The sequence below is a fragment of the Synechococcus sp. CS-1333 genome (assembly GCF_025128015.1).
Taxonomy (GTDB): Bacteria; Cyanobacteriota; Cyanobacteriia; order PCC-6307; family Cyanobiaceae; genus MW101C3.
Genome location: NZ_JAHLYO010000018.1, coordinates 54,634 through 68,905, shown reverse-complemented (window position 1 = coordinate 68,905; position 14,272 = coordinate 54,634). Strand labels below are relative to the sequence as shown.

Annotated in this window: 17 protein-coding genes and 1 tRNA gene; 14 read left to right on the top strand and 4 right to left on the bottom strand. The window is 70.8% G+C overall.

Annotated elements, in window-relative coordinates:
* Window positions 1-131 precede the first annotated feature (131 nt).
* Together rsmI and KQ303_RS08440 are read left to right on the top strand one after the other, a co-directional pair.
* Window positions 132-986: a 16S rRNA (cytidine(1402)-2'-O)-methyltransferase gene (rsmI, locus tag KQ303_RS08445; protein ID WP_259729948.1), complete on the top strand. Its 855-nt coding sequence runs from the start codon at window positions 132-134 to the stop codon at window positions 984-986.
* 69 nt (window positions 987-1,055) lie between these two features.
* Entirely contained in the window at window positions 1,056-1,298 is a 243-nt protein-coding gene (locus tag KQ303_RS08440) for a hypothetical protein (RefSeq protein WP_094510144.1), read from the top strand.
* Here KQ303_RS08440 and KQ303_RS08435 read toward each other — a convergent pair.
* Window positions 1,277-2,230 (bottom strand): hypothetical protein, encoded by a 954-nt coding sequence (locus tag KQ303_RS08435; RefSeq protein WP_259729947.1) that lies wholly within the window; start codon window positions 2,228-2,230, stop codon window positions 1,277-1,279. The two genes, KQ303_RS08440 and KQ303_RS08435, sit on opposite strands and share 22 nt — an antisense overlap.
* Window positions 2,231-2,270: 40 nt before the next feature.
* On the opposite strand from KQ303_RS08435, the gene KQ303_RS08430 reads away from it, so the two are divergent.
* Window positions 2,271-2,344: transfer RNA gene (locus KQ303_RS08430), tRNA-Arg, on the top strand.
* A 60-nt stretch (window positions 2,345-2,404) separates the two neighbouring features.
* Here the strand turns inward: KQ303_RS08430 and KQ303_RS08425 are convergent.
* Complete coding sequence (locus KQ303_RS08425) at window positions 2,405-3,160, bottom strand: acyl-CoA desaturase (protein WP_259729946.1); 756 nt, start codon at window positions 3,158-3,160, stop codon at window positions 2,405-2,407.
* A gap of 244 nt (window positions 3,161-3,404) precedes the next feature.
* On the opposite strand from KQ303_RS08425, the gene KQ303_RS08420 reads away from it, so the two are divergent.
* The 8 genes from KQ303_RS08420 (at window position 3,405) to KQ303_RS08385 (ending at window position 9,385) form a co-directional block, all read left to right on the top strand.
* Complete coding sequence (locus KQ303_RS08420; protein WP_259729945.1) at window positions 3,405-3,929, top strand: NAD(P)H-dependent oxidoreductase subunit E; 525 nt, start codon at window positions 3,405-3,407, stop codon at window positions 3,927-3,929.
* The gene (locus KQ303_RS08415) at window positions 3,926-5,575 is read left to right on the top strand and encodes a NuoF family protein (protein WP_259729944.1); all 1,650 of its coding nucleotides are present in this window, start codon (window positions 3,926-3,928) and stop codon (window positions 5,573-5,575) included. Before KQ303_RS08420 ends, KQ303_RS08415 begins: the two co-directional genes overlap by 4 nt.
* Window positions 5,572-6,285, top strand: a complete 714-nt coding sequence (hoxU, locus tag KQ303_RS08410; RefSeq protein WP_259729943.1) for a bidirectional hydrogenase complex protein HoxU — start codon at window positions 5,572-5,574, stop codon at window positions 6,283-6,285. The genes KQ303_RS08415 and hoxU overlap by 4 nt, the downstream gene beginning before the upstream one ends.
* Window positions 6,282-6,827 (top strand): oxidoreductase, encoded by a 546-nt coding sequence (locus tag KQ303_RS08405; RefSeq protein WP_259729942.1) that lies wholly within the window; start codon window positions 6,282-6,284, stop codon window positions 6,825-6,827. The genes hoxU and KQ303_RS08405 overlap by 4 nt, the downstream gene beginning before the upstream one ends.
* Before the next feature lie 3 nt (window positions 6,828-6,830).
* Complete coding sequence (locus KQ303_RS08400) at window positions 6,831-8,345, top strand: Ni/Fe hydrogenase subunit alpha (protein ID WP_259729941.1); 1,515 nt, start codon at window positions 6,831-6,833, stop codon at window positions 8,343-8,345.
* A complete protein-coding gene (locus KQ303_RS08395; RefSeq protein WP_259729940.1) occupies window positions 8,342-8,833 on the top strand; it encodes a hydrogenase maturation protease in 492 nt (163 codons plus the stop codon). Before KQ303_RS08400 ends, KQ303_RS08395 begins: the two co-directional genes overlap by 4 nt.
* Entirely contained in the window at window positions 8,826-9,068 is a 243-nt protein-coding gene (locus KQ303_RS08390; RefSeq protein WP_259729939.1) for a hydrogenase maturation nickel metallochaperone HypA, read from the top strand. The genes KQ303_RS08395 and KQ303_RS08390 overlap by 8 nt, the downstream gene beginning before the upstream one ends.
* Before the next feature lie 77 nt (window positions 9,069-9,145).
* Entirely contained in the window at window positions 9,146-9,385 is a 240-nt protein-coding gene (locus KQ303_RS08385; RefSeq protein WP_259729938.1) for a Rieske 2Fe-2S domain-containing protein, read from the top strand.
* Here KQ303_RS08385 and KQ303_RS08380 read toward each other — a convergent pair.
* Together KQ303_RS08380 and KQ303_RS08375 are read right to left on the bottom strand one after the other, a co-directional pair.
* Window positions 9,344-9,715 (bottom strand): hypothetical protein, encoded by a 372-nt coding sequence (locus tag KQ303_RS08380; RefSeq protein WP_259729937.1) that lies wholly within the window; start codon window positions 9,713-9,715, stop codon window positions 9,344-9,346. The two genes, KQ303_RS08385 and KQ303_RS08380, sit on opposite strands and share 42 nt — an antisense overlap.
* Complete coding sequence (locus KQ303_RS08375; protein ID WP_259729936.1) at window positions 9,679-9,915, bottom strand: hypothetical protein; 237 nt, start codon at window positions 9,913-9,915, stop codon at window positions 9,679-9,681. Before KQ303_RS08375 ends, KQ303_RS08380 begins: the two co-directional genes overlap by 37 nt.
* Window positions 9,916-10,468: 553 nt before the next feature.
* Here KQ303_RS08375 and KQ303_RS08370 point away from each other — a divergent pair.
* From KQ303_RS08370 to hypF, 3 genes are all read left to right on the top strand, one after another.
* Window positions 10,469-10,792: a hypothetical protein gene (locus KQ303_RS08370; RefSeq protein WP_259729935.1), complete on the top strand. Its 324-nt coding sequence runs from the start codon at window positions 10,469-10,471 to the stop codon at window positions 10,790-10,792.
* Between the two features lie 251 nt (window positions 10,793-11,043).
* Window positions 11,044-11,736, top strand: coding sequence for a hydrogenase nickel incorporation protein HypB (gene hypB / locus KQ303_RS08365; RefSeq protein WP_259729934.1), 693 nt, complete (start codon window positions 11,044-11,046; stop codon window positions 11,734-11,736).
* Window positions 11,733-14,246: a carbamoyltransferase HypF gene (gene hypF / locus KQ303_RS08360; RefSeq protein ID WP_259729933.1), complete on the top strand. Its 2,514-nt coding sequence runs from the start codon at window positions 11,733-11,735 to the stop codon at window positions 14,244-14,246. Before hypB ends, hypF begins: the two co-directional genes overlap by 4 nt.
* Window positions 14,247-14,272: the final 26 nt, after the last annotated feature.

The window sequence follows — 14,272 nt, the reverse complement described above, 5'->3', positions numbered from 1 at the left end:
TCCCGGCCGGAGCGCTTCCTCCAGGAGACATTCACCGAGGAGAGCCTCCCCTGGGAGCCCTTCCTCTCGGCGCACCTGAGGCAAAGGCGGCATCCTCAAGGGGCGCGCTTGGTGCCGAACCGGCCGCCGGCGTGCTCTATCTGGTGGGTACTCCGATCGGCAACCTCGCTGATCTCTCCCCCCGGGCCCGGTTGGTGCTGGAGCAGGTCGATCGCATCGCCTGTGAAGACACCCGCCACAGCGGTCAGTTGCTGGCGCGGCTTGGCATTCGCCGGCCGCTGCTGAGCTTTCACCAGCACAACCAGGCCACCCGCCTGCCCGAACTGTTGGAGGCGCTGCAGCGCGGTGAGCGGCTGGCAGTGATCAGCGACGCCGGTCTGCCAGGCATTTCCGATCCCGGCGAACCGCTGGTGGCCGCCGCGCGGCAGGCGGGGCTGGAGGTGGTGTGCATTCCTGGCCCCTGCGCCGTCACCACCGCGCTGGTGAGCAGCGGCCTGCCCAGCGGCCGCTTCTGCTTCGAGGGTTTTCTGGCCGCCAAGCCCAGCCAACGCCGGCGTCAGCTTCAGGAACTGGCGGCCGAGCCGCGCACCTTGGTGCTGTTCGAGGCACCCCACCGGCTGATCGCCCTGCTGGAAGATCTGCTGGAGCTGCTGGGCGATCGCCCGCTGCGGGTGGCACGGGAGCTCACCAAGCGGCATGAGCAGCAGGTGGGGCCCACGGTGGCCGCCGCCCTGGAGCACTTCCGCCGGGTGCCGCCGCTTGGGGAGTGCACCTTGGTGCTGGGCGGCGCGCCCCCAGCGGCGCAACCCGCCTGGAACGAGGCTGCGCTACGGGCCGAGCTGGAGGCCCTGCTGGGGGGTGGGCTCAGCAAGCGGGAAGCCGCCCGCAACCTGGCGGAACGCACCGGTCACAGCCGCCGCGACCTCTACGCCCTGCTGCACCACGACAGCGCCAGTGGCGACCACGAAGGGAGTTCGCACGCCTGAGCGCTGCTGACCCGCAGGCCGCCGGCGCGTCACACTCAGGGGGCGACCCCTTCAACCACCGCCGCCGCCATGCTGGTGCGCCTTCGACTCCTGGCCGGCAGTGTGGCCGGCGGCCTGCTGCTGCTTGTGGTGCTGTGCCTAGGCGGGCAGAACCTCAACGACCGGCCCCAGCTGCGGCTCGGCTTCGGCCGCAGCGCCCCGCTACCCAGCGGCTTTCTGGTGGGCCTGGCGCTGGTGGTGGGCGTGATCAGCGGCGGGGCCGCCACAGCACTGCTGATGCCGGGCGATGATCAGGATCCGGGCAGGGAGTAAAGCGCCCCTTCGAGCACCACACGGGTGATGCCCTTGCGCAGCAGGTAGGGGGCGGTGCGGCGGATCACCTGGCTGTCAGGCACCTGGATCACCCGCTGGGTGCGGCCGCAGTGGCGTTTGGCCTGGCGTGGGTTGCTGAACACCACCAGGGCGCGGCGCCGGGATTCCTCTTCCGGCAGCAGGCCGAGTTCGGGGAAGTCGCTGAGGGGCCGGTCCTGCAGCTCCACGGTTTTGTCGACCAGCATGTAGAGGCTGTCAGGCAGGGGCGCCGCCTCGAACGGCAGGCAGGTGGCGGCAGGGCGGTCGAGCATGGTTTCGCCGACCGGCACGGGCGTGAACAGGTCGGGCTCATCGTCAGCGTCTTCGCTGTCGCTGTCGGCATCGTTGTCGTCGGCGTCATCGCCGAAATCATCCGCATCGTCGATCGCCAGCACCTGGGCATCGTCGTCGTCATCGCCGTCGGCGGCCGGATCCTGCCCGGCGGGATCGCCAAGGGTGGCAGGGGCAAATCCGGAGCCGAAGGGAGCAAGGGGCTCACTGCCGGGCTCCGCAGTGTCTGAGGCTTGGGGAAGGACATCCCCGTCGTCCGCAACCCCGCCAGTGGCGGCGGCCTGGTCTGGGGCGTCGCCGCTGGCGGCAGGCTCTGCGGCGGGCCCTTCAGCCTGGACCTCGGCCTGCTCAAACAGGGGCCCGGCGGGGATCGCGGTGGCGTCGAGCGTGTGAGCAATGGCGGCCCTGCGCATTGCCGGCCCCTTGCCGCGCTCCAGCTTGATCTGCTCGTAGCGCTCGGCGCCGATGGCGGCCTTCACCACCCGGGTGGCGGTGGCGGCGCTGCAGCCAAAGGCAGCGGCCAGCGCCTGGGCAGTGTCCCCCTGCTGATAGCGGGCGACGAGCTCCTGCCGATGAGCGTCGCTGAGCCGGGTGGACGCCATTGGGAAGGTTTCACAGCAGACCACCTTAGGCTGTGCCGGTGGGCCGTTAGCTCAGTTGGATAGAGCATGCGACTTCTAATCGCACGGTCGCTGGTTCGAATCCAGCACGGCCCGTTTTTCCTGCCGTTCGGCCACTCCTGAGCTCAGGGGGCAAGGGTGAGCGGTTTGTCGCGCTTACGGCGCAACGGCTAGCGGAGTGCCACCGCTGGCCCGCTGCAGCAGGGTGTCGTCGGAGGGCTGGCGCAGCTGGTCGGCGAGGCCGAAGCGTTGCAGCAGCCGGATGAAGCGGAAGGTGGGGTCGGGCCGCAGCCGCAGCTGGCCGTCGCGCACGGTGTAGCCCTGACGCACCGCGAAGGGGAAGGCGTGATGCAGGTTGTGCCAGCCCTCACCGAGCGTGATCAGTGCCACCAGGGCGTTGTTGCGGCTGTGGTCGTCGGTGCGGAAGGGCTGATCGCCCCACACATGCGCCACCGAATTCACCGTGGCCACGCCGTGGAACAGCACGGTGGTGCTGAGGAAGAAGGCGCCCAGATACATCCAGCCACCCACCAGATAAGACAGCCCGGCGAGGGCCAGCAGTGGCAAGGAATGGAGCCGATCGAGGCGGCGCAGCACCGGATCCGCTTCCACGTCCGCCGGCAGCTCATCGGGGAAGAAGCTCGAGCGCAGCAGCCAGCCGGCCTGGGAATTCCACAGCCCCCGCCAGCCATGGAGCGGCATCAGGGGGGTGTGGGGGTCGGCGGCGGTGTCCACGTGGCGGTGGTGCTGCAGGTGGTGGGCCTTCCACCAGCTCGGGCCCATCTGTCCGGCGGAAGCCGCCACGGCGCAGCCGATCCAGAGCACGGCACGCGGGGCGCGGTAGCTGCGGTGCACCAGCAGGCGGTGATACACCGACGTGATCGCCAGCATGCGCACCAGATACAGCCCCACCGCCCAGAGCAGGGCTCCGAGGCTCAGGCCCGTGACCAGCAGCAGCAGGCAACCGATGTGAAAGGAAACAATGAAGATCGGTCCCAGCAGGTACAGGGAACGGTGCAGGCCGGAATTCAGAAGGAGAGGTGAGCGCTGGCTTCAAGCTAGTGGGCGCCCTTGCGCGCTGTTCGCGAAGAAATCCCCCAGCCGCGGGCCACCGGGCCGGGGCTGCCTACGTTGAAGCCGGCGGAGCGGTGGTTCCATGCGCCCAGCACCCGGGCCTGAGGGCAACCGGCTCGAACCCGGTTCAGGGCAAGTCGACCAGCCCCCGGTGCCGTTCGCCGCGCTGGAGCCGCTGCTGCGTCGCCATCACCACAGCGCCGGTGGCCTGATCGAGGTGCTGAACGGGGCGCAGGAGATCTATGGCCACCTCAGCGAGCCGCTGCTGCGCCATGTGGCCCGCAGCCTGGCGTTGCCGGACAGCCAGGTGTTCGGCACCGCCAGCTTCTACCACCTGTTCCGCTTCCAGCCCCCGGCGCGGCACAGCTGCGTGGTGTGCACCGGTACGGCTTGTGAAGTGAACGGCGCGTCTGCGCTGGTGGCGGCCCTGGAGGGCGCCCTAGGGCTTCGCCTCGGTGGACGCAGCGGCGACGGACTGGTGAGCCTGGAGGGCGTGCGCTGCCTGGGCACCTGTGGCGCCGCTCCGGTGCTGGTGATCGATGGCGTGGCATTGCCGCAGCAGAGCCCGGCCCGTGCCCTTACGGCCCTGCAAGCGCTGACGCCATGAGCGCCATCAGCCCCGGCGGTGAGGCGATGCAGCAAGTGCGCTGTTGCAGCGCTGCCGGCTGTCTGGTGAGCGGGGCGGGCCCATTGCGCGAGGCGCTGGAAGCGGCCGTGGTCCGCCGCGGCCTTGAGCAACGGATTGCGATCACCCCTGTGGGCTGCCTGGGCCCGTGCAGCCAGGGCCCGCTGCTGGCGGTGGACCCTGAGGGCGCCCTGTTCAGCGGCGTCGAGGCGGCTGAGGCCGACGGGCTGATCGTCGCCCTGGCCCGGCGCTCGCAGGTGGCGGCACCCGAACAGGACGGACCGCTCCGCTGGCAGCCGGCCCACGGCGAACGGCTCGACACCGGCGCCCCCTTCTTTGCGCGGCAGCGGCGCATCGTGCTGGAGCACTGCGGCCGGATCGACCCGGAGCGGATCGAGGCGGCGATCGCCTGCGGTGCCTACACCCAGCTCTGCCGCGTGGTGCAGACCCTCAGCCCGGCCAAGGTGGTGGACACGCTGCGCCGCAGCGGCCTGCGCGGGCGCGGCGGCGCCGGCTACCCCACCGGGCTGAAGTGGGCCACGGTGGCCGCCATGCCGGGCGAGCACAAGGTGGTGGTGTGCAATGCCGATGAAGGCGACCCCGGCGCCTTCATGGACCGCAGTGTGCTGGAAGGCGACCCCCACCGCGTGCTGGAAGGAATGGCGATCGCGGCCCATGCGGTGGGAGCAGATCAGGGGTTCATCTACGTGCGCGCCGAATACCAGCTGGCGATTGCCCGTCTGCGCCGGGCGATCGAGCAGGCCCACCAGTGGCAACGGCTCGGCCAGCAGCTCTTTGGCACCTGCTTCAGCTTCACGGTGGAGCTGCGGGTGGGCGCCGGGGCTTATGTGTGCGGCGAGGAAACGGCACTGATCCGCTCGATCGAAGGTGGACGCGGCACGCCCCGCCCCCGCCCCCCCTACCCCGCTGAACGGGGGGTGGGCAGCCTGCCGACGCTGATCAACAACGTGGAGACCTTCGCCAACGTGGTGCCGATCCTGCGGGAAGGCGCCGACTGGTTCACCGCCATCGGCACGGCCGGCAGCACGGGCACCAAAGTGTTCAGCCTCACCGGCAACGTGCGCCGCGGCGGGCTGGTGGAGGTGCCGATGGGCACCAGCCTGGCCACGATCGTGGTGGAGATGGGCGAGGGCACCCCGGACGGGGCAGGCATCAAGGCGGTGCAGACCGGCGGCCCCTCTGGCGGCTGTGTGCCCGCCGCCCATCTCGACACCCCGGTGGATTACGAGAGCCTGCAGGCGCTGGGCACGATCATGGGCTCCGGCGGCATGGTGGTGCTCGACCACGCCACCGACATGGTGGCTCTGGCGGCCTTCTTCATGGCCTTCTGCCGCGAGGAATCCTGCGGCAAGTGCGTGCCCTGCCGCGCCGGCACCGTGCAGCTGCACGGGCTGCTGCAGAAGCACCTGGCCGGCGAGGCCACAGCCGCCGACCTGAGCCAGCTGGAGGCGCTGTGCCACATGGTGAGGGACACCAGCCTGTGCGGGCTGGGCCAGAGCGCCCCCAAGCCGGTGCTCAGCACGCTGCGCTTCTTTCGCGGCGAGTACGAGGCGCGTCTGCGATCCAGCCCCGCCACGGTGCCCACCACCGCCGGAGGAGCCCCATGAGCGTCTGCACGCTCACGATCGACGGCCAGGCGGTGGCCGCCGCCGCCGGCACCACCGTGCTGCAGGCGGCGCAACAGGCGGGGATCACCATCCCCACCCTCTGCCACCTGGAGGGCCTGAGCCCGGTGGCGGCCTGCCGCCTCTGCCTGGTGGAGATCGCCGGCAGCGACAGGCTGCAGCCCGCCTGCGTCACCGCCGTGGCGGAAGGGCAGGTGGTGCACAGCGCCACGCCACGCCTGCGCGATCACCGGCGCACCGTGATCGAGCTGCTGTTCACCGAGGGCAACCACGTGTGTGCCGTGTGCGTGGCCAACGGCCACTGCGAACTGCAGGACCTGGCGGTGGAGGTGGGCATGGACCACGCCCACCTGCCTTACCGCCACCCCCAGCGCTCGGTGGATCTCTCCCACCACCGCTTCGGGCTCGACCACAACCGATGCATCCTCTGCACCCGCTGCGTGCGTGTGTGCGATGAGGTGGAGGGGGCCCATGTGTGGGACGTGGGCTGGCGGGGTGAGCACTGCCGGATCGTCGCCGGGCTCAATCAGCCCTGGGGCGCGGTGGACGCCTGCACCGACTGCGGCAAATGCGTGATGGCCTGCCCCACCGGCGCCCTGTTCCACAAGGGCGACGGCGCCGAGGAGAAACACGAGGAGGCCTGGCGGCTGGCCGTGATCCTGCGAGCCCATCGTGCGGGGACGGCGCCATGAAACTGCGTCTCGCCACCGTGTGGTTGACGGGCTGCTCGGGCTGCCACATGTCGTTTCTCGATCTGGACGAATGGCTGATCGAGCTGGCCACCATGGTGGAGGTGGTGTTCTCGCCGATCGCCTCCGACGTGAAGATCTACCCGGAGCACGTGGATGTGGCCCTGGTGGAGGGGGGTGTGGGCACCAGCGACAACCTGGCGCTGATCCGGCAGGTGCGGCAGCGCACGCGTGTGCTGGTGGCGTTCGGCGACTGCGCCATCACCAGCAACGTGCCTGGCCTGCGCAATTCCCATCCCGGCGCTGACACCGTGCTGGAGCGGGCCTATCTGCAGCTGTCGGACGGCAGCGGCTGCCTGCCCCACGCCCCGGGGATCGTGCCGGAGCTGCTGGAGCAGGTGCTGCCGGTGCAGGCGGTGGTGCCGGTGGACGTGTATCTGCCCGGCTGCCCGCCACCAGCCGCGCGCATCCGCGCCGTGCTGGAGGCGCTACTGCGCGGCGAGACGCCAGTGATGGAGGGGGCGGAGCTGATCCGCTTCGGCTGACCCATGGACCTGAGCCCCACCCCACCGGCAGGGACACCACGCACGATCCTGATCGATCCGGTCACCCGCATCGAAGGCCACGCCAAGATCACGATCCACCTCGATGCCAGCGGCAGCGTGGCGGCCGCCCGTTTTCATGTGGCCGAATTCCGCGGCTTCGAGGCCTTCTGCGCCGGGCGGCCGTTCACGGAAATGCCGGCGCTCACGGCACGCATCTGCGGCATTTGTCCGGTGAGCCACCTGCTGGCTTCTGCGAAGGCGGGCGACCAGCTGCTGGCGGTGACGATCCCGCCGGCGGCCGAGCGGTTGCGGCGGTTAATGAACCTGGCCCAGATCATCCAGTCGCACGCGCTGTCGTTCTTTCACCTGAGCAGCCCGGATTTCCTGCTCGGCTGGGACTGCGATCCGGCGCGACGCAACGTGTTCGGCCTGATCGCCGCCGATCCTGAGCTGGCCCGCGGCGGCATCCGGCTGCGTCAGTTCGGCCAGACGGTGATCGAACGGCTGGGCGGGCGCAAGATCCATCCGGCCTGGGCGGTGGCCGGTGGGGTGCGCGCGCCCCTCAGCACCACCGACCGCGACGCGATCCGTGCGGGACTGCCCGAGGCCTTCGCCACCACCCGCGCGGCCCTAGCCCTGTTCAAACGCCTGCTGGATGGGCCGCTGGCGGCGGAAGCTGCTGTGTTCGGGGATTTTCCCTCCCTGTTCATGGCGCTGGTGGGGGCGAACGGCGCTTGGGAGCACTACGGCGGCGGCCTGCGCCTGATCGATGGCGACGGCACGCCGCTGGGCGGTGATCTGCCAGCCGATGGCCTGGGTGCCGGGCCGTTCGACGCGCTGCTGGCCGAGGCGGTGGAACCGTGGACCTACCTGAAATTCCCCTACTACAAGCCGCTGGGGCCGGAGGCGGGCAGCTACAGGGTGGGGCCGCTGGCGCGGCTGAACGTGTGCGATCACATCGGCACCGCCGGCGCCGACATCGAACTGCTGGAGCTGCGCCAGCGCGGCGGGCGGGTGGTGACCAGCTCCTTCCACTACCACCTAGCCCGCTTGATCGAGATCCTCGCGGCGCTGGAGGCGATCGAAGCCCTGCTCGATGATCCCGCCCTCTGCGACCCCCATGTGCGCGCCCGCGCCCACCTCAATGCCTTCGAGGCGGTGGGGGTGAGCGAGGCGCCGCGCGGCACCTTGTTCCACCACTACCGGGTGGATGGCGACGGCCTGATCGAGGCAGTGAACCTGGTCATCGCCACCGGCCAGAACAACCGGGCGATGAACCGCACGATCACCCAGATCGCGCGCCACCACATCCAGGCAGGCCCCAGCGCCGGTGCGGAAGGCGGGGCTGAAACCGCCCTGCCGGAGATCGCCGAGGCCCTGCTCAACCGGGTGGAGGCGGGCATCCGCTGCTTCGATCCCTGCCTGTCGTGCTCCACCCATGCCGCCGGCGAAATGCCGCTGCACGTGCAGCTGCTCGGCCCCGGCGGGGAACTGCTGCGGGAGCGGTGGCGGCCGTGAGCGCCGCCCCGGGCGGGCCGGCACCACAGCGGCGCGATCTGCTGATCGGCTGGGGCAATGATCTGCGGCAGGACGACGGCGTGGGCCTGGCCATCGCCGCTGCGGTGCAGGGCTGGCACCAGCGGCAGCTCACCGTGCTGGCCACCCGGCAGCTCACCCCGGAACTGGCACCGCTGCTGGCGGAGGCCCGCCGGGTGCTGTTCGTGGATGCCGCGCTGGCGCCGGCCTGTCCGCCGCCGGGCTGGCGGCTGGAGCGGTTGGCGGCTGATGCCGCAGCAACGGCGGCCGGGGGCCCGCCCTTCAGCCATCACGCCAGCCCCGGCGCGCTGCTGCAGCTGGCCGGCCAGCTCTATGGCCGCACCCCCCCGGCCTGGCAACTGCTGGTGCGCGCGCACCGCTGCGGGCTGGGCAGCCACCTCACGCAGGCCACCGCCGCCCTGCTGCCCGAGGCCCTGGCGGCGGTGCGGCGCTGGTGCGGCGATGCATGAACTGGCGCTGATGGAGGAGGTGCACCGGATCGCCCTGGCGGCCGCCGCGGCCGAAGGGGCCGCGCGGATTCATGGGCTGCGCCTGCGGGTGGGGCAACGGGCCGGGGTGGATCCCGACGCGCTGCGTTTCGCCTTTGAGGTGGTGATGGCCGGTGGCATCGCTGCGGGGGCCATCCTGGTGTTGGAACTGTCCGCAGGCCGGGAGCTGGAGCTGATCGGGCTGGAGGTGTCGTGAGGAATCGCCAGAACCGCCGTGCCAGATCCCTGGGAGCCGGCAAGGATGGCGCCCAGGCGTGCTGCCGTGCCCCTCCCATGCCTGTGAGCTACTCCGCCATGCCGCTGGATCCCGCCCTGCTGCGTCCGTTCTGGTACCCGGTGCTGCCGCTGGATCAGCTGGGCGACGCGCCGGTGGCGGTGGAGCTGCTGGGAGAAGCGCTGGTGCTCTGGCGCGGAGCCGATGGGGAGCCCCACGCCGCGCCGGATCACTACCCGCACCGCTCAGCCAGGCTCTCAGGCGGCAGCCGGGCGATCTCCCAGGGGCCCACCGGGTAGCGGTAGTGGAACAGGGGCAGGGGATCGGTACGGCTGGAGCAGCTCAGCTTCAAATTCCCCCGGCAACCGCGCCCCCTGCAGGGCGGCCTCCACCTCGGGCGTCTGCCAGGCGGCGGGATCGGCCGCTTCGAACAGGCTGCGCCCCGCCGGCAGCCAGAGGGATCCCCCCCACTCCCGCAGCGGCAGGGACACCAGATGCTCGGCCGAGCCGGCCTCGCCATGGAGGGTGCGCACGCAGCGGCCGTCCTGATCGAACTCCTGGAAGTGGTAAGGGCAGCGCACGACCGAACCCTTCACCTGCGCCGGCGTGCCCGCACAGGAAAATGACACGAGCCGGTGGGGGCAGGCATCGATGTGGGCTGACACCCGCCCATCGCACCCCGCACCAGCAGGACCGGCAGGCCGAACACCCGCACGCTCAGTGCCGACTCCCGCAGCAGCTCGCGGCTGGCGAGGATCGGCCAGGCCACCAGCCGCTCCGACAACCAGGGCCGCTCGAGGCCAAGGAACCCATTCACTGGATCACTCAACAGCTGGTGGAGTTTAAGGAGGGTCTTGGCGCCGGCTGCGCTCAGGGATCGGAGCGCAGGGATCGGGAGGCGGGGGGGGGGTTTCTTGGGACTTGGCGGTAGTGCAACAGGAGCAGGGTGGGGTGAAGCAGCCCTGGCCGAGCCCGACGAAGCCCCCTGCAATGAAGCGGCATCACGATAGAAACAATTGGTCGACACAGAAGGTTGATCAGAGCGAACGATTGCTCGGCATAGGCGCTGAATTTTTCCTTTCACCCACGACTCCGCGCCAGCCACAAGACAGCGCATAGTTGCAGACTGCAGCAGCAATGAAACCATGGAAGCCGAAGCTTCCTCAACAGCGAAGGGCTTGAATGGGGGATAAGCTGGCCTGATTGAAGCCCTGACATGGGCAAAGGTTTTGGCAGCCTCAAGTGCTGAACAGTCAGAACGTTCAGCGGGCAAGAACGTCACCAGCCAGACAACCTCCCCGACTCCGAAGCGCTCTATACGACAATTGGAGCGAGCCAATGCATTTCCTCTGCCGCACTGCCGCCCCACCGCCTCCTCGGCATTGTTCCTCGTGCCATTCCCACGGATCGGGCGTGATACTCACCGAGAGCACACCGCCAAACCCCTTCTCTTTATGTCTCAGCTCAGAAAGCTTCCGGCCGTTCTGCTTGGCGCGTTCGCCCTCTACCTGCTCGCTTATGCCTATGCCAGAGCGGTGGTCTTTCATGCTGTGGAGCGCTATGCGGGCGCAGAAGGCAAAGGCTCGCCGCGCCAGGATGTCATCGCCAAAAAGGATCGGTCTGCTGGAGAAGGGTGGGAATACGCGTTGTTTCTGCCGGCGATCAAGTTCGAGGAAAGCCTGAGAGCCGCCAGCCAGAAGCGCTGACTGGCTGAATCGTGCGCTATTGCTGGAACGGGAGCAGTGCGCTGCTGGTTGAGTGATGGCAGTGCGCAGTTGATCGAGCAGGGCCGTTTGGGTGCAGCAGCTTCTGCCTCGTCAAGCAGCAGCCCTCTTGCCCGGCGCCGGTCCACGGTGAGGAAGGGCTACGCCGGTGGGCCGGGCTGCGGCCGTCTCTCCAGACTGGAACCATCGCCGCCGGCTGCGCCATGTGCTCCCACTGCTCCTGCGGCCAGCCGATGACCAGCGTGACGGCAGCCTCCGCGCCGCGAAGCCTGCTGCTGCGCCACAACCTGCTGGAGCGCAACGACAGCAACGCCGCGCGCAACCGCGAGCGCTTCGCGGCCGCCGGCCTGCTGGTGGTGAATGTGCTCTCGGCTCCCGGCGCCGGAAAGACCGCCCTGCTCGAAGCTGTCGCACCCCGGTGGCGGCACGGCCCGGTGGGGGTGATCGTGGGCGATCTCGCCACCGACAATGACGCCCGCCGCCTGCAGGCCGCCGGCGCCCGCGCCGTGCAGATCCAGACGGGCGACCTGTGCCACCTGGAAGCGTCGCTGGTGGCGGGAGCCTTCGATCAGCTCGACAGCGGCGGCATGGAGCTGCTGCTGATCGAGAACGTGGGCAACCTGGTGTGCCCCACCGCCTTCGATCTGGGCGAACAGCTGCGGATCGCCGTGCTCTCGGTGACCGAAGGGGAAGACAAGCCACTCAAGTACCCGGCCCTGTTCCACTCCGCCGATGCGGTGGTGATCAACAAAACGGACCTCGCCGCGGCCGTGGGCTTCGATCGCGCCGTCGCTCTGGCCCACCTGGCAGTGGTGGCGCCCCACGCCCGCCTCTTCGAACTCTCGGCCCGCACCGGTGCCGGCCTCGAGGCGCTGCTGCACTGGCTGGAGCACCAGCGCCAGGGTGCAGTCCCGGCCTGCGCATGAGCGGCGCCCCCCGGCGGCGCCTGAGGCTCGACATTGAGGGGGTCGTGCAAGGCGTGGGCTTCCGGCCGTTCGTGCATCGGCTGGCGTCGCAGCAGCAACTGGCCGGCTGGGTCACCAACACCCCAGGCGGGGTGTCGATCGAAGTGGAGGGGAGCGCCGCCGCGCTGGAGGCCTTCCTGCAGGCGCTGGAGACCCGCCGCCCGCCGCACAGCCGCATCGACCGCCTGGCGCGTCGCTGGTTGGCGCCCCTGGCTGCGCCTGCGGGGGCGCCGAGAGAGGAGCAGCGCGAGATGCTGGGGGAAGAGCCGGACGTGTTCAGGATCCTGCCGGCAGCCCCCGCCAGCGGGCCGCACCCGGATTCCGCCTGTGGCTCCGACCCCACCAGCGCGCTCACGGGCCTGGTTCCGGCCGATCTGGCCCCCTGCGGCGCCTGCCGCGCCGAGCTGCGTGATCCACGCAACCGCCACTATGGGTATGCCTTCAACAGCTGCGCCCATTGCGGGCCGCGCTACAGCCTGCTGCGCGCCCTGCCGTTCGAGCGGGCCCACACCACCCTGGCCGGATTTGAACTCTGCGCCGCCTGCCGCCATGAGTTTCACGATCCGGGCGACCGCCGCTTTCACGCCCAGACGATCGGCTGCCCCGCCTGCGGACCGCAGCTGAGCTGGCGGCAGCGGGACGCCGGCGGGATCGGCAGCGACTGCGAGCCTGGCGCCGCCGCGCTGGCGGCAGCGGCGGCGGCGTTGCAGTGCGACCAGGTGGTGGCCCTGCAGGGGGTGGGGGGCTTTCAGCTGCTGGTGCGGGCTGCTTCAGCGGTGGCCGTCGCTGAGCTTCGGCGCCGCAAAGGGCGCCCTGAGCAACCCTTTGCCGTGCTGGTTCCCCACCTGGCCTGGGCGCGGCGTCATTGCCAGGTGTCGGCGGCGGAGGCGCGGCTGCTGGTGGGGCCGGCGGCACCGATCGTGCTGCTGCGGCGGCGCGCCGCCCCCCTCGCCGACGGGGTCGCCCCCCACACCCCCTGGCTGGGGGTGATGCTGCCGGCCTCGCCCCTGCACGCCCTGCTGCTGGAGGCGGTGGGGGAGCCGCTTGTATGCACGAGCGGCAACCGCTCGGGCGAACCGCTGGGCTTCAGCGAGGCCGATGGGCTGGACCTGCTCACGGACCTCGCCGATGGTCTGCTCAGCCACAACCGGCCGATCGCCAACCCCGTCGACGACGGCGTGGCCCAGGTGGTGGCCGGAACAGTGATGGTGCTGCGCCAGGCACGTGGCACCGCACCCACCGCCATCGCGTTGCCGGATCCGACGCCGCCACCGGCCAACGTGCTGCTGGCCATGGGCGGCCAGGTGAAAAGTGCCATCGCCATCGGCCAGGGCAGGCAGGCACTGCTGGGGCCCCATCTCGGCGATCTCGGCACGCTGGCCGGCGAACGGCGGCTGACCGGCAGCCTGCTCAGCTGGCTGGAACGCCAGCAGCTGCGCCCGGCGCGGCTCGCCGTCGACCTGCACCCCGGCTACAGCGCGCACCGCCTCGGCCGCGAGCTGGCGGAAGCCTGGGGCGGTCTTCCGGTGCTCGCCGTGCAGCACCATCACGCCCACCTGCTGGCCTGCCTGGCGGAGCACGGTCTGCCGCTGCCGGCCACAGGCGTGGCCTGGGATGGCGCCGGCTTCGGCCCCGACGGTCTGCTCTGGGGCAGCGAGTGCCTGCGGCTGGAGCCCCCGCGGGCGGGCGCCGCTCTCGGCTTCACGCACCTGGCGCGGCTGCGGCCCTTCCCCCTGCCCGGCGGCGAACGGGCCCTGCGGGAACCGCGCCGCGCCGCACTCGGGCTGCTGGTCGCCGCCTTCGGGGCGGACAGCCAGGCCCACACCCCGCCGGCCACCCGGGCCGCCTTCGGCGACGGGGAGCAGCAACTGCTGGAGCGCCTCATGGAGACAGGCCTGAAGGCGCCGCTCTGCACGAGCATGGGCCGCCTGTTCGACGCCCTCGCCTCGCTGCTCGGCCTGGTGCAGCGCTGCAGCTTCGAAGGGCAGGGGGCACTGCGGCTGCAGGTGGCGGCCGAGGCCGCGCGCGATGCACCGGAACCGCCAGGCTGGCCGGCCTACAGCCTCCCCATCTGCGCCGCAGCACCTGCTGCCGCTGCCAGCGGCGTGGCCGCACCGTGGCTGCTCGACTGGCACCCCCTGCTGACTTCCGTGCTCGACGACCTCGCCCGCGGCCGCCCCGTGCCGTCGATCGCGCTGGCCTTTCACCGCGCCCTGGCGGCCCTGCTGGTGGAGCTGGCGCAGCGACTGCAACTGCAGCGCCTGCTGCTGAGCGGCGGCTGCTTCCAGAACCGCCTGCTGCTGGAGCTGGCCGTGGCGGCGCTGGCGGACGCCGGCGTTGAAGCGGTGTGGCCCCAGCGGGTGCCCTGCAACGACGGCGGCCTCGCCCTCGGCCAGCTGCTGGCGCTGGCCTGGTCGGCATGTGAGGAAGGCACAGAGCCGGGGGTTCAGGCGCCGTTTCTCGCTCTATAGAGGAGAAGCAGACCCTGCGGAGGCCG

Coding starts and splice junctions, on each gene's coding strand:
- KQ303_RS08440 (WP_094510144.1), top strand. CDS start 1,056: ATGCTGGTGCGCCTTCGACTCCTGGCCGGCAGTGTGGCCGGCGGCCTG.
- KQ303_RS08435 (WP_259729947.1), bottom strand. CDS start 2,230: ATGGCGTCCACCCGGCTCAGCGACGCTCATCGGCAGGAGCTCGTCGCC.
- KQ303_RS08420 (WP_259729945.1), top strand. CDS start 3,405: ATGCGCCCAGCACCCGGGCCTGAGGGCAACCGGCTCGAACCCGGTTCA.
- KQ303_RS08415 (WP_259729944.1), top strand. CDS start 3,926: ATGAGCGCCATCAGCCCCGGCGGTGAGGCGATGCAGCAAGTGCGCTGT.
- hoxU (WP_259729943.1), top strand. CDS start 5,572: ATGAGCGTCTGCACGCTCACGATCGACGGCCAGGCGGTGGCCGCCGCC.
- KQ303_RS08405 (WP_259729942.1), top strand. CDS start 6,282: ATGAAACTGCGTCTCGCCACCGTGTGGTTGACGGGCTGCTCGGGCTGC.
- KQ303_RS08400 (WP_259729941.1), top strand. CDS start 6,831: ATGGACCTGAGCCCCACCCCACCGGCAGGGACACCACGCACGATCCTG.
- KQ303_RS08390 (WP_259729939.1), top strand. CDS start 8,826: ATGCATGAACTGGCGCTGATGGAGGAGGTGCACCGGATCGCCCTGGCG.
- KQ303_RS08385 (WP_259729938.1), top strand. CDS start 9,146: ATGCCTGTGAGCTACTCCGCCATGCCGCTGGATCCCGCCCTGCTGCGT.
- hypB (WP_259729934.1), top strand. CDS start 11,044: ATGACCAGCGTGACGGCAGCCTCCGCGCCGCGAAGCCTGCTGCTGCGC.
- hypF (WP_259729933.1), top strand. CDS start 11,733: ATGAGCGGCGCCCCCCGGCGGCGCCTGAGGCTCGACATTGAGGGGGTC.